The sequence below is a fragment of the Streptomyces nogalater genome (assembly GCF_039532885.1).
Lineage (GTDB): Bacteria > Actinomycetota > Actinomycetes > Streptomycetales > Streptomycetaceae > Streptomyces > Streptomyces nogalater.
The window spans coordinates 329363-354011 of sequence record NZ_BAAASM010000014.1 but is presented as its reverse complement, the minus strand read 5'-3'; the positions used below and the strand labels follow the sequence as shown (position 1 = coordinate 354011).

At 73.0% G+C, this 24649-nt stretch carries 20 protein-coding genes; 10 read left to right on the top strand and 10 right to left on the bottom strand.

Annotated features, from left to right (window positions below; all coding sequences use genetic code 11):
* Positions 1-25 precede the first annotated feature (25 nt).
* The 5 genes from ABD350_RS13475 to ABD350_RS13455 are packed head-to-tail and all read right to left on the bottom strand — an operon-like array spanning position 26 to position 5504.
* The gene (locus tag ABD350_RS13475) at positions 26-1285 is read right to left on the bottom strand and encodes an MFS transporter (RefSeq protein WP_344348206.1); all 1260 of its coding nucleotides are present in this window, start codon (positions 1283-1285) and stop codon (positions 26-28) included.
* On the bottom strand, positions 1282-2340 hold the full coding sequence (locus ABD350_RS13470; RefSeq protein WP_344348205.1) for a dipeptide epimerase: 1059 nt from the start codon (positions 2338-2340) through the stop codon (positions 1282-1284). Before ABD350_RS13470 ends, ABD350_RS13475 begins: the two co-directional genes overlap by 4 nt.
* Complete coding sequence (locus ABD350_RS13465; RefSeq protein WP_344348204.1) at positions 2261-3421, bottom strand: PLP-dependent cysteine synthase family protein; 1161 nt, start codon at positions 3419-3421, stop codon at positions 2261-2263. The genes ABD350_RS13470 and ABD350_RS13465 overlap by 80 nt, the downstream gene beginning before the upstream one ends.
* Positions 3418-4251: a Rossmann-like domain-containing protein gene (locus tag ABD350_RS13460; RefSeq protein ID WP_344348203.1), complete on the bottom strand. Its 834-nt coding sequence runs from the start codon at positions 4249-4251 to the stop codon at positions 3418-3420. Before ABD350_RS13460 ends, ABD350_RS13465 begins: the two co-directional genes overlap by 4 nt.
* Complete coding sequence (locus ABD350_RS13455) at positions 4248-5504, bottom strand: ATP-grasp domain-containing protein (RefSeq protein WP_344348202.1); 1257 nt, start codon at positions 5502-5504, stop codon at positions 4248-4250. The genes ABD350_RS13460 and ABD350_RS13455 overlap by 4 nt, the downstream gene beginning before the upstream one ends.
* A 187-nt stretch (positions 5505-5691) precedes the next feature.
* Here ABD350_RS13455 and ABD350_RS13450 point away from each other — a divergent pair, with 187 nt between their 5' ends.
* The 4 genes from ABD350_RS13450 to ABD350_RS13435 all read left to right on the top strand — a co-directional run bounded on the left by ABD350_RS13450 (position 5692) and on the right by ABD350_RS13435 (position 9184).
* Positions 5692-7149, top strand: coding sequence for an alpha/beta hydrolase (locus ABD350_RS13450; protein WP_344348201.1), 1458 nt, complete (start codon positions 5692-5694; stop codon positions 7147-7149).
* Between the two features lie 27 nt (positions 7150-7176).
* Complete coding sequence (locus ABD350_RS13445; protein ID WP_344348199.1) at positions 7177-7725, top strand: GNAT family N-acetyltransferase; 549 nt, start codon at positions 7177-7179, stop codon at positions 7723-7725.
* 115 nt (positions 7726-7840) lie between these two features.
* Positions 7841-8011, top strand: coding sequence for a 50S ribosomal protein L32 (gene rpmF / locus ABD350_RS13440; RefSeq protein ID WP_344348197.1), 171 nt, complete (start codon positions 7841-7843; stop codon positions 8009-8011).
* A 3-nt stretch (positions 8012-8014) separates the two neighbouring features.
* On the top strand, positions 8015-9184 hold the full coding sequence (locus tag ABD350_RS13435) for a GTP-binding protein (protein ID WP_344348196.1): 1170 nt from the start codon (positions 8015-8017) through the stop codon (positions 9182-9184).
* 95 nt (positions 9185-9279) lie between these two features.
* On the opposite strand, the gene ABD350_RS13430 is transcribed toward ABD350_RS13435, so the two are convergent.
* A complete protein-coding gene (locus ABD350_RS13430) occupies positions 9280-10605 on the bottom strand; it encodes an eCIS core domain-containing protein (RefSeq protein WP_344348195.1) in 1326 nt (441 codons plus the stop codon).
* A 139-nt stretch (positions 10606-10744) separates the two neighbouring features.
* Positions 10745-13054: a beta-L-arabinofuranosidase domain-containing protein gene (locus ABD350_RS13425; RefSeq protein WP_344348193.1), complete on the bottom strand. Its 2310-nt coding sequence runs from the start codon at positions 13052-13054 to the stop codon at positions 10745-10747.
* A 514-nt stretch (positions 13055-13568) separates the two neighbouring features.
* Between ABD350_RS13425 and ABD350_RS13420 the strand changes: the two genes are divergently transcribed.
* Positions 13569-14339: a class I SAM-dependent methyltransferase gene (locus tag ABD350_RS13420; RefSeq protein ID WP_344348192.1), complete on the top strand. Its 771-nt coding sequence runs from the start codon at positions 13569-13571 to the stop codon at positions 14337-14339.
* Between the two features lie 237 nt (positions 14340-14576).
* Positions 14577-15311, top strand: coding sequence for a dienelactone hydrolase family protein (locus tag ABD350_RS13415; RefSeq protein WP_344348191.1), 735 nt, complete (start codon positions 14577-14579; stop codon positions 15309-15311).
* A 228-nt stretch (positions 15312-15539) separates the two neighbouring features.
* On the opposite strand, the gene ABD350_RS13410 is transcribed toward ABD350_RS13415, so the two are convergent.
* Complete coding sequence (locus tag ABD350_RS13410) at positions 15540-16460, bottom strand: MBL fold metallo-hydrolase (RefSeq protein ID WP_344348190.1); 921 nt, start codon at positions 16458-16460, stop codon at positions 15540-15542.
* Between the two features lie 219 nt (positions 16461-16679).
* Between ABD350_RS13410 and ABD350_RS13405 the strand changes: the two genes are divergently transcribed.
* The 4 genes from ABD350_RS13405 (at position 16680) to ABD350_RS13390 (ending at position 19637) form a co-directional block, all read left to right on the top strand.
* Entirely contained in the window at positions 16680-16916 is a 237-nt protein-coding gene (locus ABD350_RS13405) for a hypothetical protein (protein ID WP_344348189.1), read from the top strand.
* On the top strand, positions 16903-18294 hold the full coding sequence (locus tag ABD350_RS13400) for an amidase (protein ID WP_344348187.1): 1392 nt from the start codon (positions 16903-16905) through the stop codon (positions 18292-18294). The genes ABD350_RS13405 and ABD350_RS13400 overlap by 14 nt, the downstream gene beginning before the upstream one ends.
* Positions 18295-18427: 133 nt before the next feature.
* Positions 18428-18991, top strand: coding sequence for a TetR/AcrR family transcriptional regulator (locus ABD350_RS13395; protein WP_344348186.1), 564 nt, complete (start codon positions 18428-18430; stop codon positions 18989-18991).
* A gap of 46 nt (positions 18992-19037) precedes the next feature.
* The gene (locus tag ABD350_RS13390) at positions 19038-19637 is read left to right on the top strand and encodes a DinB family protein (RefSeq protein ID WP_344348185.1); all 600 of its coding nucleotides are present in this window, start codon (positions 19038-19040) and stop codon (positions 19635-19637) included.
* A 73-nt stretch (positions 19638-19710) separates the two neighbouring features.
* Here ABD350_RS13390 and ABD350_RS13385 read toward each other — a convergent pair whose 3' ends face one another.
* Positions 19711-24243, bottom strand: coding sequence for a caspase, EACC1-associated type (locus ABD350_RS13385; RefSeq protein WP_344348184.1), 4533 nt, complete (start codon positions 24241-24243; stop codon positions 19711-19713).
* Positions 24240-24647 (bottom strand): effector-associated constant component EACC1, encoded by a 408-nt coding sequence (locus ABD350_RS13380; protein WP_344348183.1) that lies wholly within the window; start codon positions 24645-24647, stop codon positions 24240-24242. The genes ABD350_RS13385 and ABD350_RS13380 overlap by 4 nt, the downstream gene beginning before the upstream one ends.
* Between the last annotated feature and the right edge of the window lie 2 nt (positions 24648-24649).

Sequence of the window (24649 nt, the reverse complement as noted above, 5' to 3'; positions counted from 1 at the left end):
AGCAGGTCGTCCACGGATGTTCTCCTCAGGCCGGCGCCGGTACGGGCGCGGCGACGGCGGGCAGGACGCGGCGGCGGTGCAGCCAGGCGACGCCGGCGGCGGAGGCGAGCCCGAAGGCCAGGCAGCACGCCCAGGGAAGCCAGGGCGCGCCCGTGCGCCCGGCGGTGTCCATGGCCCAGCCGACCACGGTGTTGCCGACGGCGGCGGCGATGCCCGACACCACGTAGAACAGGCCGAAGTACGTGCCGGTCAGCTCCGCGCGGCCGAAGCCGGGGATCAGCTCCATCACGAACGGCTGGGCCGTCATCACGCCCAGGTACAGCAGCAGGGCGCCGGCCAGCACGGGCACGGAGCGCAGCACCGCGTCCGTGAGGCCGTCGGGAGCCGTCCCGTACCCCGTGACCAGCATCGGCGGTACGAAGGACAGCGCCATCAGCGCGAGCCCGGCGCCGATCCAGCGGCCCCTGCTGCCCCGCGCCTTCAGCGCGCGGGTGATGCGCAGCTGGAGCCCGAGGTTGGTGAGGGTGCCGACGAGGAACACCAGGCCCGCCGCGCCGTCCCAGCCGGTCGCCTTCCGCGCGCCGTCCGGCAGCAGCAGGTAGAGCTGGTTCTCCATGGTGAACATGCCGACCATCGCCAGGGCGAACAGGAGGAAGCGGCGGTTGCCGGCCACCTCGCGCCAGTCCCCGAGAAGGCTGCCGCGGGCCGGCGCCACCGCGCGGGCCGGCAGGACGAGTGCCTGCGCGACGGTGAGGACGGCGAAGATCCCGGCCGCGGTGAGCGCACTGACCCGGAAGTCGGCCAGCAGCAGCGCGCTGCCGAGCAGCGGCCCGATCAACGCGCCCGCGGTCGCGAACACGTTGAACAGGGCGAACGCCTCCGCCTTGCGGTCTCCGGCCGCCAGCGCGAGGTAGGCGCGCACCGCCGGGTTGAACAGTGCCCCGGCCAGCCCGCTGAGCACCGAGGCGGCGAGCAGCACCGCGAGCCCGTCGCCGAGCGCGAAGAGCCCGAAACCGACGGTACGCAGCGCGCACCCGGCGATGATGACCCCCCGTGCGCCCAGCCGGTCCGAGGCCGATCCGCCGATCAGGAACAGGCCCTGCTGGCTGAGGTTGCGCACGCCGAGCACGATGCCGACGACCGCCGCCGACATCCCCAGGTCCTCGCTCAGGTGGAGAGCGAGGTAGGGGACGAGCAGGTAGAAGCCGGTGTTGACGCCGAGCTGGTTGACCAGCAGCAGCCGGATCGCGAGCGGGAAGCGGCGGATCTCGTGCCACGTCCTCATGCCGCCGCCCCCTCGGTGCGACGGGTGCGGGGCCGCACTCCGAGGCCGGGGTTCCGGCTCGCCCGTACGGTGCCGTCGTGGCCGCCGATGCCGGTCCAGGGGTCGTCGGCGAGGAGCAGGTGTCCGTCGAGATCGATCCAGCGGGCGCGGTCGGCCAGGTGCACGGCGGGGGCGATGCCGAGGGTGCTGGCGGTCAGGCAGCCGAGCATCAGCTCGGTGCCGGTGCCCTCGATCAGCTCGGCGATCCGCAGGGCCGCGTGCACGCCGCCGCATTTGGCGAGCTTGACGTTGACGCCCGCCACCCGACCCGCGAGACGGCGGGCGTCCTCGACGCCGACCGCGTCCTCGTCGGCGATGACCGGCAGCGGCGACCGCTCGGCGAACCGCGCGAGCGCCTCGGGGTCACCCGGCGTCAGGGGCTGTTCGACGGCCTCGACGCCCAGGTCGGCGAAGAGCGGCAGCAGACGCCGCGCGGTGTCCGCGTCCCAGGCCCCGTTGGGGTCCAGCAGCAGCCGCGCGTGCGGAGCGGCGGTGCGTACGGCCCGTACCCGCTCCACGTCCTCGGCGGGGTCCCGGGCGCCGGCCTTGACCTTGAGGACGGAGAAGCCGTCCCGTACGAGACGGGCGGCCTGCGCTTCGGCCCGGCCGGCCGGGATGACGCCGATGGTGCGGGCGGTCGGGGCGGCCGGAGCCGTGGGGGCCCCGAGAAGTCCGTGCACCGGGACCCCGGCGCACTTGCCCACGAGGTCGAGCAGCGCGGACTCCACGGCCGCCAGCACGGCGGGCGGAGCGCCGTGGCGGTCGCCGCTTCGCAGTGCCTCCAGGGCGCTTGCGGGTTCGGCGAAGCGGGCGAGCCACCGCGTCTCCACGTGCAGCAGCCGGGTCAGGGTCGCGATGTCGAGGTCGTAGTAGACGCTGGTGACGGCTTCGCCGTGGCCGTGCAGTCCTTCGTGTTCCACGGTCAGCCAGACGGCCTCACGGGCCGCCATCGTGGAGCGTGAGATGCGCAGCGGCTCGGTGAGACGCAGGTGTGCGGTGCGCTGACTGGCCTTCACGGGTGTTCTCTTCCGTAGGGGTGTCGAGGGGGTCGCAGATGGTCCGGCACCGTGCCCAGCCGGTCGCCTCCACGGCCCTGGGGTGGGGGATCTCGACGGGGCGGGTGGCGGCGCCGGCCGGGTCGAGCCCGTGGGCGGCGGCGAAGTCGTCGTCGTACACGCTGCCGAGGTAGCGGTGCGGCCCGTCGGGGAAGACGGTGGCGACCACGGCGCCGGGGTGTACCCGGGCGGCCCAGGCGGCGACCAGGGCCACGGCTCCGGTACTCCAGCCCCCGCTGACGAAGTTCCCGGCGGCCAGCCGCCGGCAGGCGTCCGCGGCCTCGGCGGGGCCGACCCAGTGCACCTCGTCGAAGGCGTCGTAGGCGACGTTGCGCGGGTGGATGCTGCTGCCCAGGCCGCGCATGAGCCGGGGCCGGGCCGGCTGGCCGAAGATGGTGGAGCCGGTGGCGTCCACGCCGATCAGCCGCAGCTTTGGCCAGTGCCGACGCAGCGGGCCGACGATGCCGGCGCTGTGGCCGCCGGTTCCGACGCTGCACACGAGCACGTCCAGGTGGTCGAGCTGGGTGGCCAGCTCGGCCGCCAGGGTGGCGTAACCGGCGCTGTTGTCGGGGTTGTTGTACTGGTCGGGCCAGTAGGCGCCGGGCAGCCGCGCCAGCAGTTCGCGCAGCCGGGCGAGCCGGGCGGCCTGCCAGCCGCCCTCGGCGGCCGGGCGGTCCACCAGCTCCAGCCGGACGCCGTACGAACGCAGCAACTGCCGCATCGACGGCTCCAGTTCGATGTCGCCGACCAGCACGATGGGATGGCCGAGGGCCTGTCCGGCGAAGGCCAGGCCGACGCCGAGCGTTCCCGAGGTGGACTCCACCACCGGTGCGCCCGGCCGGAGTTCACCGCGCTCCCGGGCGCCGAGCAGCATGGAGACGGCCGCGCGGGCCTTCATGCCGCCGACGCCGAGCGCCTCCAGCTTCGCCCAGAAACCGGGCTGCGGACACGGCAGGTCGACGGTGATGCGGGCGAGCGGTGTACGGCCGAGCAGGCCGAGAAGCTCCCGGTTGCCCGCCGGGCTCAGGACGGCCGTGGTCACAGGGCTGCTCCGTAGCGGTGGATGGTCCCGGGGCCGCCGTCCAGCCAGAAGAAGGGGTAGGGCTCCGCGCACACCGCGCTGACCCCGGCGCCGATGAGATGCGGCAGGACGGCGCTGCCGGTCTGGGCGAACATCACCAGTTCCTTGCCGTGCCGCAGGGCGTGCTCCCGCAGCGGCTCGAAGCTGCCGTTGCCGAGCGTCATGCCGGAGGCGAGGACGGCGTCACAGCGCTCCAGCTCCGCCGCCGCGTCGGTCCGCACCGGCTCGCCCCACTCGGTCGTGCCGCCCTTGAGGTCGCACGGCACGTACGCCAGCCCGCGCCGCCGCAGCGCCTCCAGCAGCGAGTTGACGACGCCGACCACCAGCACCGTGCTCCCGGGCGGGGCGTCGAGCAGCTCCACGACCGCGCGGGATCGGGCCCGTGACTTCTGCAGCGACGTGCCCGCCGGCAACGGGAAGGGCCGTGCCCCGTGGGCGGGGAGGTGCGGCCGGACGTGCATCAGGTACGCGTCGAGGGCGGCCACGCGCACCGGCGCCAGCTCGTGCCCGAGGAGGCGCGCGATGTCGGCGCCGACACAGTCCTCCACGGCACCGTCCGGCAGCGCGCCGGGCTCGACCGCGCACGAGCCGACGGCTTCGGCCAGGCGCAGGCTCAGCACCTCGTTGCGGTAACCGCCGTTGCGCCCGTCGTGGCGGACCGCCTGCCGGGTGGTGAACGCCATGGCGACGCGCTGGGTGGACGGGTCCGGTCCGAGGCGGCCGTCGAGAACGCCCTGGACGAGGTCGTCGTACGAGGACGCCGTGGCCCGTATGCCGGTGGGGGAGGTCATCGGCCCACCACCCGGGGCTTGAGTCCGCCGAGCAGGGCCTCGACGCGCTCGCGTGCGCCGAGTCCGTCGGCGTCACCGGCCATGATGTGGCCGAGGTACTCGTTGTTGCTGGCCGCCGCCTTGACCGTGGTGCCGGGCTCGGGGAGCCGGACTTCCAGCAGGCCGGCCGCGGCACGCACCTCGTCGGCGCCGTCGACCGCCTCCAGTACGCCGTCCCCGTCCGGTACGAGGAACCCGATGGCGGCGCTCTTCAGGCCGGTGTCCGTGCGCCGCAGGTCCGGCGCGCGGCCGAGGGCCACCGCCACGCAGGCGGCGGCCAGGTCGATGCCGGTCACATGGCGTATCAGCTCGGTGATGCGGTTGCCGGCGGGACGCGGATTCACCTCCACCAGGCGGGGCCCGGCGGGCGTCAGCTTGATCTCGGTGTGGGCCACGCCCTGGTCGAGCCCGAGGGCCTTCAGCGCGTCCAGCGCCGTCCGCACGGCCGCCTCGGTGTCGGCGGGCGGGAGCGCGGCGGGGAACATGTGGCCGGTCTCGATGAAGGCGGGTGCGCCGCCGACACTCTTGTCGGTGACGCCCACCACGTGCGCGGTACCGCCGTGGGCCACGGTCTCGACGCTGACCTCGGGCCCTTCGAGGAGTTCTTCGAGGAGGACGACGGGGGAGCGGCGCTGGCCGCGGGCGTTGACGGGGAAGCCGGCCAGCGCCCGGTACGCGTGCGCCAGGGCGGGCTCGTCGTCCACGCGCCGTACGAACATCCCGGCGCACAGGTCCACCGGCTTGAGCACCAGCGGATAGCCGATGTCCCGTGCCGCGGCGGCCGTCTCGGCCCAGTCGCGACAGACCGCGAAGCGGGGGCCGGGCACACCGGCCTCGGCCAGGATCCGGCGGGTGGTGTCCTTGCGGCACGCGTTCTCCACCGCCTCGGGAGCGGGGCCGGGCAGCCCGAGCCGCCCGGCGATCCGCGCGGCGGCCGGGAGGTAGTAGTCGCAGGAGGTGATGACCCCGTCGAACCTCAGTGCCTCATGGGCCCGTTGGACGAAGGGCAGCAGCGCCTCGTCGTCGTTCGTGTCGGCGGTCAGCACATTGCGGGCGGCGAGCAGGGGGTGTGCGGTGCCCTCGGGGGCGGAGCGCAGGTAGTGGTGGAGGTCGCGGGTGAGGAAGGTGAACTCGTGCCCCTCCTCGCGGATCGCCCGTGGCAGCAGTCTGCTCATCGATCCGACCCAGCTCTCGACCATCAGCAGATGAGCCACGGCTTCCCCTTTTCACGGCGTGGTTGAAGGACTGCTGTCGCGCCGACGGCGTGTCGCACAGACGTCGGCTTGACCGAGGGGGACCTTATCGATATTCGTTTTCATTGTCATCTGATCCCACGTCGGTTCTCTGAATGCGAGACTCGTGCTCCCTGTCGCGCGCCTCCTGAGCGCTGTGTGCGCCCTCGTGGCCACCACCACCGCACTGCCCCCCACCGCCTCCGCCGCCACCGCTCCCGCCCATGACGCCGCCGCCCGGCTGCGATTCGGCGCCTGTCCGCGGTCCGTACCGTCCCCGCCGCCGCCCGACCGGGTGGAATGCGGATGGCTCGACGTCCCGCTGGACTGGGAGAACCCCGGCGGCCGGCGGATACGCGTCGCCGTCTCCCGGGTGCCCGCCGCCGGCACCCCCGGCGAGCGGCGCGGCGTCCTCCTGGTGAACCCCGGCGGGCCGGGCGGCCCGGGGCTGTCGTACGCCGTCACGAAGCGGGCGAAACTCCCCGGGAGCGTCCGCCGCGCCTACGACGTCATAGGCTTCGACCCGCGCGGCACCGGACAGAGCGCGCCGGCCGACTGCGGCCCGATGGGCGGCCTCTTCGACAGCCCGGCCCCCGACCCCGTCCCCGCCGGCCCCGCGGCGGAGCGGGCGTATCTCGACTCCTTGCGGCGCATGGCGGACGACTGCGCCGCCGGCGCCGGCGACGCGCTGCCCTGGCTGTCGACCGCCCAGACCGCCCGCGACATGGACGCACTCCGCGCGGCCCTCGGCGAGGAGCGGATCGCCTTCCTCGGCGTCTCCTACGGCAGCTACCTCGGCGCCGCCTACGCCGCCCTGTTCCCCCGGCGGGCCGGCCGCATGGTGCTCGACAGCGTGGTGGGCCCGTGGAGCTGGTACGACTTCGATGTGCGCCAGAGCCGGGCCCTCCTGCGCGGGCGCGAGGTGTTCTTCGCCTGGGCGGCCCGGCACCACGGCCGCTTCGGTCTCGGCGGTCGCGCCGACGAGGTGCGCCAGGCCTACGAGCGCGTACGCGACGGGCTCGCGGCCCACCCCGTGGACGGCTTCGGCCCCGCGGAGTTCGACCGTGCCGTCTACCGCGCCCTCGGCCGCACCGAACGCTGGACCGGCCTCGCGGACGGCATCCGCGGGTACGTCCGTGACGGCGGCGTCGGCGCGCTCCGCCCCGGGACGCCGTTCGGCGACGCCGCCTCCCGTACGTACGAGTCCGCCAACCGCGTCGTCAAGTGCGCCGACGGGCCCGGCCCTTCACCCGCCCGCGTCCTGGCCGACCTGCGGCGCATACGACGCATCGATCCGCGGCCCGTGCTCACCGGGATGGAGGCCTCCGTCTGCTCCTTCTGGCACCACCGGCCCGAACGGCGCACCCGGCTCGGGGGCCCCGACGTCCCGCCCGTGCTGCTGGTGGCCTCCGAGCACGACCCCGTCACCCCGGTCGAGGGAGCCCGGCAACTGGCCCACCGTCTCCCCGGCTCACGCCTCGTCACCCTGCACGACGACTACTCCCACGGGATGTTCGCCAGCCGGGGCAACCCGTGCGTGGACGGGACGGTCGCCGCCTACCTGGTAGACGGGACCGTACCTGCGGCACACGTGCACTGCGCCGGACCCGGCCTGCCGACCCCCTGACCCCTTTCCGCACCCCAGGAGACCGTGATGAGCCACCCCCCGCACCCGCCGTACACCGTCCGCCCCGCCACCACGGCCGACGTGGAAGGCGCGCGGCGACTGATGCTGGACACCTTCTACCGGGACTTCGGCTACGGCTACGTCCCCGAATGGCACCGCGACGTCATCGACATCGAGGCCACGTACCTGGACCATCCCCGCCACCTCCTGCTCGTCGCCCGCCACGGCGACGAGGTGGTGGCCACGACCGGTGTGCGGTCGGCGGGGCCGGCCCACCCGCCGCACCCCCGTTGGCTCGCCGAACGCTACCCGTCGGGCACCACCGCCCAGCTCGTCCGCGTCTACGTACGCCCTGGGCACCGCCGTCACGGACTGGCGCGGACGCTGGTGCGGCGGGCGTGCGACTTCGTCGCCGGGACCCCCGGTTACGACAGCATCTATCTCCACACCAACGTCAACGCCGAGGGGGCGGAGGCCTTCTGGCGCGGCATCGGCAAGGAGGTGTTCGACGCGCGCACCACGGGGGAGCACGGCCCGGGCGTCGGCACCGTGCACTTCGAGATTCCCCTGCCGTAGCGCTTGCGGGACCGCGGGGAGGGCGGGAGAGGCCGGGAGAGGGCGGGAGAGGATGGGAAAACGGGAATCGTTTTCATGTAGAGTGGTCGAGTCCCGTTCCCGAGCTGGAGTTCTCATGGCTGTCCCGAAGCGCAAGATGTCCCGCAGCAACACGCGTCACCGCCGTGCGCAGTGGAAGGCGAACACGCCCCGGCTGGTGCCCGTCACGGTCGACGGCAGGTCGTACCTGGTGCCGCAGAGGCTGGCCAAGGCCTATGAGCGCGGCCTGCTGCGCCCGGAGGGGTGACACATGAGCGAGGACCGCCTGCCGGTCACCGTCCTGTCGGGCTTTCTCGGTGCCGGCAAGACGACGCTGCTCAATCATGTGCTCGGCAACCGCGCCGGCCTCCGTGTCGCGGTGATCGTCAACGACATGAGCGAGATCAACATCGACGCCGCCCTGGTGCGCGGCGGTGAAGCCGCCCTGTCGCGCACCGAGGAACGCCTGGTCGAGATGACCAACGGGTGTATCTGCTGCACCCTGCGGGACGATCTGCTGGAAGAGGTCGGCCGACTGGCCCGGGAAGGGCGCTTCGACTACCTGCTGATCGAGTCCAGCGGCATCTCCGAGCCGATGCCGGTCGCCGCCACCTTCGCCTTCCCCCGCGAAGACGGCGCGACCCTCGGGGACCTGGCCCGGCTGGACACCATGGTCACCGTCGTGGACGCGGCCAACTTCCTCCCCGAGCTGGCCAGGGGCGACGAACTCGCCGAACGAGGGCTCGACCAGTACGAGGACGACGAACGCACCGTCAGCGACCTGCTGATGGACCAGATCGAGTTCGCCGACGTCATCGTCCTCAACAAGCTCGACCTCGTCGGGGAACAGGAGGCGGTCCGGCTCCGTGCCACGCTGACCCGGCTGAACCCGGCGGCACGGATCCTCACCGCGACCCACGGGCGCGTCGCCCCCGCGGACATCCTCGGCACGGGGCTGTTCGACCTGGAGCGTGCCCAGCAGGCACCGGGCTGGGTGAGGGAACTCAACGGCGACCACGTCCCGGAGACCGAGGAGTACGGCATCTCCTCCACGGTCTACCGCGCCGGCCGGCCGTTCCATCCGGGCAGGCTGTGGGAGTTCGTCACCGAAGGGATCGACAGCGGGGCCTTCGGACAGGTCCTGCGCTCCAAGGGGTTCTTCTGGCTGGCCAGCCGTCCCCGGGTGACCGGCCTGTGGTCCCAGGCCGGGTCGGTGGCCCGCTTCGAGCCCTCCGGTGCCCGTGACCCGGAACCGGGCCCGGGCCAGGAGCTGGTGTTCATCGGCACCCGGCTCGACGCCCCCGCGCTGCGCGCCGCCCTCGACGCATGCCTCATGGCCGATGGCGAAGCGGGCCCGCACGACGATCCCTTCCCCGCCTGGGAGACCTTCGGGACCGAGGACGCCTGCGCGCACGCGCACCCCGTGGCGGCGGGGGTGTGAGACCCCGGGGCAGGGCGGAGAGGCCGGCCTCGCGCAAGGCCGGTGTGATCTCCGGCAGCCCTGCCGGGGGGCGGTCCGGCGGTGGCCGGGTCCGCTCACTGGAGGTACAGATGGGCGGGTATGGTCTCGCCCTCCTGGTAGCCGTACGCGGCGTGGGCCGTCGTGAACAGCGCGTCGTGGACGGCCCTCGCGGTACCGACGAGTTCGTTGAACAAGTCCTTCATCTGGTTCTCGGTGGTCGTGTACCAGGTGTCGAACTCGGTCCGGTCACGGGAGTTGCCCAGGTCGGTGTTCCGCTTCACCTGCCGGGCCACCTGGTCGGTGATGGTCGCGACGAGGTTCTCCCGGAGGGCCACGAGAGCCGCTCCGTTGTTCCAGTCCGGCGTACCGCAGTCGCGCAGCGCCTGCCGCACCTGTGCGACGAAGGCGCCGTAGCGGACGGAATTGGGGTCGTCGCCCCGCGCGTCCGTCGGCTCACCGCTCGACGCGGACCGGAAGCGCTCGTGGTCCCGCAGTCTCGCCGCCAGCGCCGCCGCCGTATCCAGACTGTCCTTGTGTACCTGGTAATTCCAGGTAACGGTCGCCTTGCGCACGTTCTGCTCGTGGGAGAGCTCCTGACCGTTCAGCAGGTCGACGCGGGCCGTGATCCGGTCGCTCAGCGTCGTACCGGCTTCCTTGGCCAGCGCGTCGAGGGCGTTGAAGATGTGCTCGCCCTGCGCGTGACCGACTGAGGAGGGCTTGGCCCGCTGGACGGTCACGCCCGTGCCCCGGTCCGTGGCGGTGGCCGCGCGCTGCACGGGTGCCTCCCGGGCGGGGGCCGGTGCGGCGAGGACGCGCGTGGCGTTGGCCTCGGCCTCCCGCTCGAAGCGGTCCGACGGGTCGGAGACGCGCAGCCCCGCGCCGTTGTCGGTGGCGGAGACCGGGCCCTGGCGCTGCTGGATGACGTGGGTGAGTTCGTGGGCGAGGGTGTGCCGGTCCGCGCCGCCGTCGCCGATGACGACGTGGTTGCCGCTGGTGTAGGCGCGCGCGCCCACCTCGGCGGCGGAGGCGCGGGCGGCGCCGCCCGTGTGGATGCGGACGTCGGAGAAGTCCGCGCCGAGCCGCGCCTCCATGTCGGAGCGGACGGAGTCGTCCAGCGGCCGCCCGGCCGAGCGCAGCACCTCGTGCACGGTGGACCGCTGCACGGCCGGGACGTCATCGTGGCCGGTGCGGCGCTGCACGGCCGCCGCGTGCCCGTGGCCGGTGCCGCGCCGCTCCTCGATCATCCGTGCCACGGCCGCGTTGCCGGCGGCGCGTTGCAGGGACACCGCCGCCTCCGGGGACAGGGCCCCGGCCACGGGCCACGGCACCGCCGCCCGGTGTGTCGGGTTCACCGGACGCCGTTGACCCGCGTCCTTCTCCGGCTGTTCCTTGGCGTGCATGTCGGACGGCCCCTCTCGGATTCTGATCGTCCTCCACCCCTACACAGCCGGAAGCCTCCCGGGGAAGGTACGGACGGGCAGCACCGGGTGCACGAAGGGCCGTCCCGAAGTGCCGGTGACCGGCCGCACCGGCGGTTCGTCACCGTACGATGCGCCACCGGTTGTCGGCCGTGCCGTCGTCCGGGGCCTGCACCGCGAAGGCGCCCATCGCGGTGGAGTTGTTCTCGATGCCGAGCAGTTTCCCGCTGTGCACATTGCGGATCTTGACGGTTCCGTCGCCCTGGTCGATCAGGGTCCAACGGTGGTCGGCGGTGCCGTTGTCCGCCCACTGGAGCACGGCGGCACCGTCGGCCGTGGACATGTCCCGCACGCCGAGCACCTTGCCGCTGTGCACATTGCGGAAGCGGACGGCGGTGCCGTCGGGCACCATCTCCCAGTCGTGGTCGGCGGTGCCCGAGTCGCTCCACTGCAGGGCACGGCCGCCGTCGGCGGTGGACATGTCCTGGATGCCCAGTACCAGGCCGCCGGCCGCGTTGGCCAGACGGACGGACGCCGCACCCCCGGTGTTCCAGTAGACGGTGTAGTTGTGGCCGTGTGCGTCGTGGAACGGGCCCAGGCCGACGGGGGAGCCGTTCGCCGTGGCCGTGAAGGCGAGCGCGGTCGAGCTGGTCCGCCTGATCGAGGAGACGTCCAGGACGGGGAGGGAACCGAGCGCGGTGTTGCCGTAGTTGCCCGACAGGACGACCGGTCCGTAGGTGACCGCGGCGACGCCCGGGTTGTCGTTGGCCGGCCGCACGACCGTGCGCATGGGCAGGCGGACGGTGACGGTGTCGCCGGAGGTCCAGGCGCGGGTCAGGGCCGCGTAGCCGCCGGGGGTCGTGGCGATGTCCTGCGCGACGCCGTTGACGCTGACGGTGGCCCCGGAGGTCCAGCCGGGGATGCGGACGCGCATCGTCCAGGTTCCGCCGGCGTTGCCGGTGACACGCAGGGTCGTGGTGTCGCTCGCCGGGTACGACGTCGTCTGGGTGACGGTGATGCCCCGCTGGGTCCAGGTGAGTACCGAGGGGACGAAGAGGTTCACGGTCAGCGTGGTGCCGGCGTGGAAGTACACGGAGTCCATCAGCCGGGTGTGCATCTCCAGGCCCGTGCCCTGGCAGCACCAGAAGGTGGTGTAGTCGGTGCTCCAGGTGCCGCCGCCCCAGGCCGGGCCCACGCCCCGCCGGCCGCCGGGGTTGAGCGGGGTGAAGTAGGTGACGTGACCGTGCGGGTCGGCCGGGTTCTGCTGGCCGATCATCTGGTTCAGCCACGCCTGCTCGTAGAAGTCGAACAGCTCGGCCCGGTCCGGCGTCAGCGCGAACAACTCCCGGGTGAGCGTGAGCATGTTGACGGTGTTGCAGCTCTCGCAGGTGTCCTGCCGCAGGTAGGCGGCGATGGCGTCCGGGGCCCGGAAGTGCTCGGCCTGGCTGTTGCCGCCGATGGCGTAGGTGTGGGCGTGGACGCAGAAGTTCCAGGCGTTGGTGGCGATGTCGCGGTAACGGGTGGTGCCCGTGGCCTTGTACGCGCGGACGGCCCCGATCCACTTGGGCACCTGGGTGTTGGCGTGCAGCCCGGCCAGCCGGTCCTGGCCGGCCGCCAGCGGGTCGAACACCGCGGCGTGGTCGAACCGTTGGGCGACGGACAGCCACCGTGCGTCGCCGGTCTGCTGGTACAGGTCGGTCAGGACGGCGTTCATGCCGCCGAACTCCGTGCCCAGCATGGCCTGGAGCTGCGCGGTGCTCAGCCGGCCGGTGCGCCGGTCGACCCAGCCCGCCAGGGCCAGCAGCACGTCACGGGCCTGCGTGCTGCCGATGTACCGCCACACGTCCAGCAGCCCGGTCAGCGTCTTGTGGACGGTGTAGTACGGCACGTTCCCGTTGGACAGGGTGCGCGCCTCCAGGGCGGTGAAGTCGGACTCGGGATAACCGGAAAGGTATCCCGCGCCGAACCCGGCGGCGCCGTTGTTGGCCTGGCACTTGGCCAGCTCCGCGACCATGTACAGGGCCTTGTCCCGGCAGACGCCGTCCCCGGTCACCGCGTACGACTGCGCCCAGGCGGTGAGGAAATGACCCTGGACATGGCTGCGGAAGGGGAAGTCGGGGGCCTCCCAGCCGCCGGTCGCGGCCGCGCCGTTGGTGGACAGGCGGTGGTTGGCGCGGAAGTTGTACAGCAGCCGGTCGACGTCGACGAACCGCAGGTAGTTCAGGGTCCGGTTCTGGTTGTCCAGCCACCTGCTCGCGGTCAGCCGGACCTGGCCGAGCTCGAAGGGGAAGGCCTGGGCTCCGATGTCGGGCCGGGCGGGGGGTAGGGCCGCGTGGGCGGCGGAGCCGCCGAGGACGGGACCAGCGGCGGACGCCACGGCGGTGACCCCGGCGAGCTGGAGGAGACGTCGTCTGCTGACGGAGGAGGACATGGACACACCCTTTCGGTGAGAGCCCGTGCTGGTGGGGACGAGCGGTGCGCAGGCCTGCCGGAGTCCGGGTCGACCGAGGGGGTGGACGGTGTACGGGCGGGCATGCGCATCTCCTCGGTGCGGGGACCGGCACCTCCAATGTTCGACCTGCCGAACGACGTTCGTGAAATCGACGTGAACATAATTGGACGACCAACGGGCCGTCAATGACATCGACAGCGGCAATCGCCCCGGGCGCCATGGCAGTTGCCGTGCCGAAGCGGAGTGCGAGCCCCATGCCGAACCGAAGGGCGGCCCCCCAAGGCGTCGTCGACGCGGCGCGCCGCAGGGGGTCGTTCGCGAAGGGGCGCACGCCGCGCCGCCCGGGTCCGCTCCGGTGCGCCCCGTCCCTCCGCGCACCCGAAGGCGTGTTTCCCGCCGGACGGGCACCCCCTCGTGCCACTGTGGCCTCGCCGTAGGGCACCGGCGGTGTGCCGGGCAGGGCATGCCGCTTGGCGTGGAGGAGGCGTGGGAAGTGGAACTGCGGAAGGACGCGCAGGTGGGCATCACGGGGACGGACGACGACGCCTATCGAGTGGCTTTGGATACGTTCCTCGCCGGGAGTGACGAGAAGGGCATCACCCACGCGTACCTGCGCCAGGTGGTGGACCGACTGCCCGCTCGGCGCCTGCTCCTGGACGTCGGTGCCGCCCAGGGCACGACGACGCGGTATCTCGCCCCGTACTTCGAGCGCACCGTGTGCATCGAACCGAGCGAGCCCATGCGGCGCGAGCTGGCGCGGACCTGCCCGCAGGCGGAGGTGGTGGCCCAGCCGGTCGGCGAGGCCCGACTGGACGTGCAGGCCGATCTGGCCCTGCTGTCCCACGTGCTGTACTACATCCCCCGTACGCGGTGGGCGGAGACGACGGCCCGCATCATGGAGTGGGTGGCGCCGGGCGGTGTCCTGCTCGTGCTGCTGCAGAGCCCCGACAACGCCTGCATGCGCATGGTGCACCATTTCACCGGCCGCCATTTCGACGTGCGGGAACTCGTCGGCGAACTGGCCGCCCTCCGGCCCGGCCTGGTCGGCCACACCGAACTGGACGTCGTACCCGCCCGCTACCGCGGCCGGAACCTGGAGGAGACCGTCATGGTCGCCGACTTCCTCCTCAGCGTCCCCGACGCCCCTTCCGCGACCCGCGAGGCGGTCGAGGCATACGTACGGCGGCACTTCGACAACGATGACGGCACCTACACCTTCCGCCACGACCAGCACGTCCTGCGCATCGAGCGCCCGGCACCATAAGCGCACAGGCCGGCGAGTCGCTGCCGGTGGCGTCGGGTTGTCCCGTGCACTACGGTGTCGGGAATGACTACCGGGACGGCATCGCGCCACGCACGGACAGGTGACCCGGTGCTCTCCTGAGCGCCGTGCGGGCCGGTGAGGGCCCGCCGTTCGGACGAGGGACTCGCGCCGCCGCGCGTGCTCCGCCTCCGTCGTGTTGATCGCAGGTTCGACACATCAACCACGACAGGAGAGTCCATGCCCACCAAGACGCTGCAGATTCCCACCGCCGACGGGCAGGCCGACGCCTTCGCCGCCTTTCCCGACCACGGTGGGCGCCACCCGGCGGTGCTGATGTACCCGGACGGTTTCGGTATCCGGCCCGCGCTGCGGGAGATGGCCCGTGAACTGGCCGGGCACGGCTACTACGTGCTCGTCCCCAACCTCTTCTACCGGCACGGCCCGGCACCGGTGATCGAACTTCCCGCGCACATCGGGGAAGAGGCCCGGCCCCAGGTCTTCGCCCGGCTGATGCCTTTGATCGAGGCGCACACCGCCGAACGTGCCCTGCGCGACGCCGGATCCTACCTCGCGTTCCTCACCAGCCGGCCGGAGGTCCGCGGCGGGCCGGTCGCGGTGACCGGTTACTGCATCGGCGGCCTCCAGGCGGTGCGCACCGCCGCGGCCCACCCCGGCCAGGTGGCCGCCGTCGCCGCGTTCCACGGCCCCGTGGGCGCCGACGGTCCAGTCCTCCTCTCCAGGCTCACCGCCCAGGTCCACTTCGGCCACGCCGAAGGAGACATGACCCCCGAGGCCCTCGGCGAGCTCAACCAGGTCCTGGACGCCGCAGGGGCCGACCACACCTCCGAGATCTACCCCGGCACCGTCCACGGCTTCACCATGTCCGACACCGACGCGTTCAGCCCCTCCGGGCTACGGCGCCACTGGGACCGCCTGCTCCCCCTGCTGGACCGCGCACTGGCCGACCGCTGAGACTCCGGCCCACCGCATGCCGCGGCCGACGCTCTCCCTCAGCCGCAGAACCGAGCCGGAGCCGGGGGGGCACCGGCTACACCCCGACTCCCGCGTGGACGACCTCCGCGCTGCTCTTCCTCAGCGTGCTGATCGCACTCTGTAAGCCTCGCCTGCGTGGTGGTGGCGGCCTCCGCGGTCTCGCCGGCCCGCCGTGCACACACCGTCCCGCTCCGGCCGAGGGCCGTGTCAGCAGCCGACGTGGTGTGCATGCGAGTCGGCCGGGACCGGCGAGAGCCGGTAGGTGTTCTCCCGGGTGACGACGCGGCCGGCGGTGGGGGGCGCGAAGTGGGTGCCGAGGACGAGGGTGTCGGTGTCGGCGAGCGCACCGAGCACCGAGCGGCGCGTGGCTTCGGACAGTTCGGGGTCGATGTCGACGCAGGCGCCGATGGCGGGGTGGGCGAGCTGGACCGGGTGGTGGACGCAGTCGCCGGTGATCAGGGCCTTCCGGCCGCGGCTGGTGAGTTCGACGGCGAGATGACCGGGGGTGTGCCCGGGGGTGGACAACAGGCGCAGGCCAGGGACGACCCGGGCACCCTCGGCGGGCACGTCGACGAGGTCGAGCAGCCCCGCCGTCTCCACCGGGATCACGGAGTCGCGGAACATCTGCCTGCGCGGCTCCTCCATGTCGTACCCGGCCCAGAACTCCCGCTCGGTGCGGGAGGCGAGGTAGCGGGCGTTGGGGAACGTGGGAACCCACTCGCCGTTCACCTTGCGCGTGTTCCAGCCGACGTGGTCGGCGTGCAGATGGGTCAGGATCACCAGGTCGACCGAGTCCGGGGGGAATCCGGCGGCGGTGAGGCGTGCGAGGTAGTCGGTGTTCAGGTCGTGCCAGGCGGGATTGGCCCGCTCCTTGCCGTTGCCGATGCCGGTGTCCACCAGGACGCGCCGTCCGCCGGCGGTCAGCGCGAAGCTGTGGCTGTCGAGGCGCAGGGTCCCCTCGTCGTCCGCGAAGTGCGGACGCAGCCAGCCCTGCCCGGCGACGAGATCCGGGGTGGCACCGGGCAGCAGCCACCGTCCGGTCGCGGGCGGCAGGAGAACTTCGTCGACACGGTGGACGACGATGTCGCCCACGGTCCAGGAGGGGACGGCGGCCGGGGGAGTGCTCATGATCAGTCGTCTTCCTTCGGGGGGACGGCGTGCGGAGGAGCCGGGTCCGGTGCCTGGCTCCGGACTTCCTCCGCCTCTAAACGCAATCTGTTTGCGTTAAGTCACCGTAGGACCTAGAGTCCGACTAACGCAAACAGTTAGCTTTTGGGGGCGGGTCTGCTCCGCGCCCCTGCCGTTCGAGCCCACTCCGGACCACTTCAGCTCCGAGGGAGAACCTCCATGTCCGCCGCCGAACTCACCCCACCGGAGGCGGCCCGCTGGGCCGCCCGCGCCGGGCTCCCGCTGCCCGCGGACCGTCATGCCGTGGTGGCGGCCACCGCCAATCACATCCACTCCGTCGTCGCGGTCCTGCGGGAACTGGACTTCGGGGACACACCGCCCGCCCTCGCCTACCGCGCGGAACACGTGGAACACGGAGAACAGGCGGAACAGGAGACGCACGATGCAGCCGTATGAACTGTCGCTGACCGCCGCGGCCGAAGCCATCCGGGCTCGGCAGCTGTCCCCCGTCGAACTGGCGGACTCCGTCCTTACGCGCGTCGAGCAGGTGGAGCCGCACCTCCAGGCCTACGTCACCGTCGACGCCGAACACACCCGCCGGGCCGCGCGCGAAGCCGAGAGCGAGATCGCGGCCGGACGCCACCGTGGCCCGCTGCACGGCGTTCCGATGGCGCTCAAGGACCTGATCGACGTCGCCGGCGCGCCCACCTCGGCCAGTTCCCGGGTCAGGGACGGGCACAGGGCGCAGACCGACAGCACGGTCGCCGCCCGGCTGTCGGCGGCCGGCGCGCTCCTGGTCGGCAAGACCCACACCCACGAATTCGCCTACGGCCTGACCACCCCGCAGACCGGCAACGCGTGGAACACCGGCCGGGTCGCCGGCGGATCCAGCGGCGGATCCGCCGTGGCCGTCGCCGCGGGCACCGCCACCTTCAGCCTGGGCACCGACACCGGCGGGTCGATCCGGGTGCCCGCCGCGCTGAACGGAGTGGTCGGGCTGAAGCCGACGTACGGCCTCGTCCCCCGTCACGGCATCACCTCGCTGTCCTGGTCCCTGGACCACGTCGGCCCGATCACCCGCACCGTCGAGGACGCGGCGCTCGTCCTCACCGCCCTCGCCGGGCACGATCCCCGCGACCCCGGCTCCCTGGCCACCCCCGCCACGGACTACCGGCCGACCCCGGGCACGGACCTCACGGGGCTGCGCGTCGGCGTGCCCCGCAACCACTACTTCGAGCACGTGGACCCGGAGGTGGAAGCCGCCGTCCGGTACGCGATCGACCAGCTCGCGGCCCTCGGCGCCCGCCTCGTGGACGTCGAGATCCCCATGACCCGCTACCTCCACGCCACCCAGTGGGGCCTGATGGTGCCCGAAGCCACCGCCTACCACGCACGCACCCTGCGCACGGTTCCCGAGCTGTACCAGGCCGACGTCCGCGTCCTGCTCGAGGCAGGCGAACTGATGCCCGCGGGGGACTACCTGCGGGCCCAGCGTTCCCGCGCCCTCATGCGGCGGGAATGGGCGCGCATGCTGCGGGAGGTCGACCTGATCGCCGCCCCCGCCGTCCCGGCGACCGCCGTCGAAGCCGGCCAGGAGAAGATCACCTGGGCCGACGGCACCGTCGAGAACGTCTCCGACGCCTACGTACGCCTGTCCTCCCCGGCCAACATCACCGGAGTGCCCTCCCTGTCCGTACCGGTCGGCCTCGACGCGGCGGGACTGCCGGTCGGCATGCAACTGCTCGGGCGACCGCTCGGGGAACGCGTGCTCCTGAGGGCCGGCCACGCCTACCAGCAGACCCGGCCCGCCCCCGCCCTCGCACCGGCGGTCTGAACACCCCTTCGGCCGGCCGGGCTCCTCCGGCCGGGCCGAGGGCGCCGCTGGTCGCACCCGGGACGGCTGCCCACGGAGACGGGCCACCCCCGGCCCAGGCCAGAGGCAACGAATCAGCTTTAAGCTGGTTTCCATGAGCAGGCAGATGGTGCGCCCCGGCGGGCGCAGCGCCCGGGTCCAGGCGTCCGTGCACGCCGCCGTGCGCGAACTCGCGTCGGAACTGGGCCGGGACGCCCTGACGGTTCCGCTGGTCGCCCAGCGCGCAGGAGTGACGCCGTCGACCATCTACCGCCGCTGGGGGGACCTGCAGGAACTGCTGTCGGACGTCGCGGTGGAGCGGCTGCGGCCCGACACCGAGCCCGAGGACCACGGCACCCTGTCGTCCGACCTGACCGCCTGGGCCGAGCGGTTCCTCGACGACATGGCCGCCCCCGCCGGCCGCGCCTACATCCGTGACGCCCTGCTCGGCGACCCGGACGGCGGCAACGCCGGCCGGTGCTCCGACTACGCCGCCGCACAGATCGACGTCATCCTCACCAGGGCCGCCGAACGCGGCGAGCACACCCCCGGGACCGAGACGGTCATCGACCACGTCGTGGCCCCCCTGATGTACCGCATCCTCTTCCGGCCGGACGGACTCGACGCCTCGTACGCCCGGCGGCTCGTGGCGGGGGTGCTCGCCGCGGACCGCCGGTGATCCAGTGCGCCGCCCGATGTCAGTGGCGGATGGAAGACTGCCCGGCATGGTCGAATCGAATCCGAAAGCGGATCTCCTCCGATACCTGCGTGAGGCGCGGGACGCGCTGGTGTGGAAGCTCGACGGACTCTCGGAGTACGACATCCGCCGTCCGCTGACCCCCACCGGAACCAACCTGCTGGGGCTGGTCAAACATGTCGCCGGCGTGGAACTGGCGTACTTCGGCGACACCTTCGGGCGCCCGTTCTTCGAGGAGGAGCCGCCGTCCTGGTGGTACACGGAAGAGGCGGAACCCAACGCGGACATGTGGGCGACCGCGGAGGAGTCACGCGCGGAGATCGTGGGGCTGTACCGACAGGCGTGGGAGCACTCGGACAGCACGATCGCGACGCTGTCACTCGACGAGATCGGTCACGTCCCCTGGTGGCCGCGGGAGCGGCGGGAGGTGACCCTCCATCACGCCCTGGTGCGCGTCATCTGCGATACCCAGCGCCATGCCGGCCACGCCGACATCGTGCGCGAACTCATCGACGGGGCCGTGGGCTACGCGCGCGGCAACGACAGCCTGCCGACAGCGGATCAGGCACGGTGGGAGAGCCACCACCGCCGGCTGGAGCGCGTGGCCCGGGCCGCCGGCGAGAACTGACCGCGCCTGGTGGCGCCGCCCCGTGGACGACGAAGCCTCCGTGGAGTTCCGTCCAGGTCACGGGACGGCGGCCTCACGAACAGGGCGGGTCGTACGGTTCTCCGGGGACGTACACCTTCCACTCCTCCTCGGTGATGACATCGCCGATGCTCTCGCAGAGGATGTAGGCCAGGTCCGAGGCGGCGGTGGACCAGACGTTCACGGTGCGGCCGTCGGCGGCCAGCAGGGGCTTGCCCCGGGGGCTGTAGGAGAGGTTGTCGAAGGAAGCGAGGATGCCTTCGGTGTAGGCGAACGAAGCGTCGTAGCGCGGCGAGCGCCAGTCGCTCAGGTCCCACAGCTCGATGTGGCTGTCGACCCGTGCGCGGGGGTTGTGCAGATCGCCTCTGCTGCCCCACGCAAGGGTCCGGCCGTCAGGGCTGAAGGTGATCCCTGTTCCCGAGCCGACCGTGCGCATCACGACCGGGGCCTCGCCGCCCTGGATCCGGCCGTTCTCGACCGGCCACAGGCGGGTCGTGTCCTGGGTGTCGGTGACGGCGAGCAGTTTGCCGTCGGGGCGGAAGGCCGACCGGGACACCGTCGCGCCCGGGGTGAGCGAGTGCGTCGGCAGGGACACCGGACGGCGTGCGTCCGTCATGTCCCAGGAGAGCAGGTGGTCGTCCGCGTTGCCGACCAGGAGACGGCCCTTGGGCGCGAAGGCGAGAGAGAAGACCTTCGCTTCCAGGGACGCGGTCTGCCGGGGGCGCGAGACGTCGGTGACGTCGAAGACCCGGACCAGGGGCGGCCCGCCCAGCGCGGCGGTGTTGTCGTTGTAGTCGGCGACGGCCAGCAGGCGTCCGTCCGCGCTGAAGGAGAGGTCCTCGACGCCGTTGGCGATGCCGGTGATGGTGGCGCGGGCCGGAGCACCGGCCCGAGTGGTGTCCCGCAGGCGGACGACGTGTTCGGAGCCGTCCGCTTCGCTGAGCGCGAGGATCTTCCCGTCCGGACTGAAGGCGGCTCCCTCCGCACCGATGTCCTCGCTGCCCGGCAACCGGGCCAGGCTCTTGTGCAGCGTGGCGGAAGCGGACAGGTCCCACAGCGCGCCGCCGTTGGCGCCGTGGATGACGAGGAGCCGCCGGACGCCACCGCTGAACCGCGTGGTCGTCTGGAAGCCGGCCGGGGTCTGCCCGAAGCTGGCGGCGGCCGTGGGCTGCTGGGGGTTCTCCACGTACCACAGCAGGACGCCCCACTTGGAGGCGCGCAGCACCTTGCGGCCATGCGGCGTGAAGACGGCCGGGCCGGGCATCCCGGCGGCGTCTTCGGCACCCGGCAGCTCGCCGGTCTTACGCGGTTTGGACGGTGACCGGACGTCCCAGAGCACGGTGGCGGTGTCACAGGCACCGACGAGGCTCTTGCCATCCGGGTCGAACGCGAGGGAAGCCAGATTGTCCTGGCAGACGGTCGCCCATTCGTCCGTCACCCGACCGGCGGCCGCAAGCCGTCCCCCGTCCGGCACCCGCCACAGCCGGACCTGGGTGGTCTTTCCGTCTCCCGGCCCCGCCAGCAGCCGTCCGTCCGGGCTGAACGCCACCCGGTGCAGCGGCCTGTTCCCCCGGGAGTGCGAGTCCCTCGCGCGGTCTTCGAGCCGGAGGCCGGGCACGGTCGCCCGCGCCGCGGCGCCGCCCCGGCCGGAGGGGTCCCAGAGCCGTACCGTGCCGTCCGAGCCCGCGCTGGCCAGCAGCCGCCCGGAGGGGGCGAAGGCCAGCGAGTCGACACTGCCCGTGTGACCTGCCAGAGTCCGCGACGGGCGGGGGGCGGCGCGATCGGAGATGTCCCACAACTCGATGCGGCCGTCCACCCGGCCGAGAGCGAGCATGCGGCCGTCGCCGCTGACCGCCAGCGACAGCGTCCTGGCCTTCTGCGGGCCGGGGACGGTGACGGGGCGCGGCCTGCCCGGATCGGAGACGTCCCACAGCCCCACGGAACCGCTCGCCGTGGTTCCCGCCCTGACGGCCGCCAGCAACCGCCCGTCGGGGCTCAACGCCACGGCTCCGGTGTTCATCCGGCCCAAGTCCCCCAGTCGGCCCCGGCCTTGGGTCACGTCCCACAGGGTGACGCCGGTGCCGGTGGAGATGGCCAGTCGGGTGCCGTCGGCGTCGAGCGAGATGTCCCCGGCGGGGATACCCGCCTGCAGGACGCCCGGCAGTTCCATGGCGGCGATCATGGGCGCCGCACCGCCGTCCGGATTCAGCCGGTTCGCGACCATGCTGAGCTGCTTCGCCAGTCCGGGGCGGGTCCGCTGCAGCGTCTCCGCCTCCGCCGCGACCAACTGGGAGACCGCGGTCCGGCGCTGCTCGGCCTCCCGCCGGCTCGACATCCAGGCCAGCGCCCCGCCGGTCACGGCCAGCAGGGCCAGCACGCACACGCAGGCGACGACGGCCGTGCGGACGCGGCCGGCCCGGCGTTCCTGACGCCAGGACTGGTCCAGGAACTGCGCCAGCCGGGGCTCCAGTTCACCGGCGTACCCCTCGCCGTCCGAGCCGGCCAGGCCCGCGACCTCCAGGCGCTGCCGGGTGGCGATCAGCCGGGGACCGCGGTACAGCAGCGACGGATGTCTGCCCGCCTGCCACCAGGCGTCGGCGTCGACGGCCACCTGCTGACGGATGCGCAGCCAGTCACGGTCGGCGTCGATCCACTGCCGCAGCAACGGCCAGGCGTGCAGCAGGGCGTTGTGACTGATGCGCACCGTCCGCTCGTCCAGGACCAGCAGCCGGGCCGCGGCCAGCCGGTGCAGGGCGCGCTCGGCGGCCTCCGGATCGGGCAGGCCGTCCAGCAGCGCGGTGCGGTCCACGGGGCGGCTGGTGTCCAGGGTCTCGTCGTCGATGTGGACCAGGCGCGGCAGCATCCGGCGTACGGCGGCCCGGCCGTCGTCGTCCAGGCCGGCGTAGGTGTCGTCGGCGGTCTGTCTGATGGCGTCGTCGATGCCGCCGCTGCGGCGGTAGCCGGCGACGGTCAGCCGTCGGCCGCTGCGGTACCGCCAGGTGGCCCACAGCGCGTGGGAGAGCAGCGGCAGCGTGCCGGCCTGGGACCGGGCCAGCCGGGCGGCCCCCAGTTCATGGATGAGCAGGTCGGCCAGGCCCTCGTCGAGTTCCAGGCCGACGGCCCGCGCCGGGCGCTCGATCGCGGCCCGGAGTTCCTCGTTCCGCATGGGGCCGACGAGCACCTGGTTGTCCCGCAGCACCGAGGCCAGTGCGGGCATCCCCTGCGCGTTGCCGTAGAAGTCGGCCCGCAGGGCGGCGACCACGAGGGTTTCGGCCTCGGCCAGGGCGGTCAGCGCGGCGACGAACGCCGTCCGCTCCGACCCGCTGCGGCAGACGGTGAACAACTCCTCCAGCTGGTCGACCAGCAGCACCAGCCGCCGGGGTTCGGGAACGAGTTCGCGGGCCCAGGCGACGGCCCGTGCCGGGTCCTCCGCCAGTGCGGCCGCCTCGCCCGCGCCCTCGGGGTGGAGCGCGGCGGCCAGCGCGCGGGCGGGATGCTCCCCGGGGGTGAGGACGACGCACGGCCAGGCGGCCGAGCCCGGCAGCAGCGGGGTGCCGGCCCGCAGGGCGGCGAGGAGACCGGCGTGCAACAGGGAGGTCTTGCCCGCGCCGGACGGCCCGACGACGGCGAGCGGCCTGCTCCGCTCGGCGGCCCGGACACAACCCCGCAGCAACTCCTCGACGAGTTCCTCCCGGCCGTGGAAGAACCCGGCCTCGTCCACGGTGAACGGTTCCAGGCCCGGATAGGGGCAGGGAACCGGCGCCGGTTCCTCGGCAGCGGTGCCGTCCTGCTCCCCGGTCGCGGGCGCGGCCGGGTTGACGGCGAGGACGAGCCCGCCGGAGCGGTCGCCGGCCTGCCGGCGCGGCAGCGGCCCGCCGCGCGCCCGCAGCGCACGGAAGAGGTGGTCGTAGACGTCGTCCAGGGTGAGCAGTCGCGGCGCACGCGGATCGCCCTCCCGCAGCAGCCGGATCAACTCACCGGTGAGCGCGGTGTGTTCGGCGTCCTCCGGGGCCAGGGCCAGTTGCTCGGCGGAACCCATGAGGTACATGCCGTGCCCGGCGGGCAGGGTGAAGGCCGCCGGCCGGGGGGCGTCGCCGCCGAGCCGGGCCCGACCGGAGAAACAGCAGTCCAGTACGACGATCACGGATCCCGCGCCGCACATCGTCACCGCTTCCCGCAGCGCCGAGAACGGCAGCGCCTGGTGGGCGGCGAGCCCCGGCGTCAGCCGGTCGGTGGTGCGGGCGGCGAGGTACAGCTCGTCCCCGGGGCCGATGAGCCCGTGCCCGACGTAGTAGACGAGCAGGGTGCTCTCCGCCTGCTGTGCCGCCTCGGCGATCGCCAGCGCCATCACCCGGGCGTCGGCCGGGTCGACGAGGGTGCGCAGCCGGTCGGGGTCCACTCCACAGCGTTCGACCAGGGTGGCGGCCAGGGCCTCGACACCGCGGCGGGCCGCCGGTACGGAGGTGAGCGTGGGGCCGTCGTGGGTGGCGGTGCCGATGAGCAGCACCCGGACACCGTCGGACGCCAGCGCACCGCCGGGCACGGGGGTCGCGGCCGGTACGGCCGGTGGTTCGGCCGGCCGGGTCATAAGTCGCTGCCTCCGGGTGCCTGACCGCCGTCGAGGATCCGGGAGGTGTCGGCGACGAAGGTCTTCAGCTCCTGCGGGGACATGGGGCCGACGAGTTTCGCGGAGATCTCCACGCAGGCGCCGTCGGTCCGGGTCGCCTTGACCGTGACGGCACCCCGCCGGCTGCGGATCCAGGCCACCAGGGACGTGGCGAGCCCGGTGGCCGCCCCGCCGGAGCCGAGCGCGACGAGGAGTCCGTCCAGCGCCGGCCCGAGGGTGCCGGGCACCGGAGGGCTCTCCTGCGGGGTGACCCTGCCCCGCAGTCCGCCCTCCTCGGTGAGCCACGTGAGCAGGGAGCGCGTCTCGTCGGCGGCGGCGATGTCACCGGCACCGTCCGCGGTCCCGACAACGATGTGTACGTCCACAG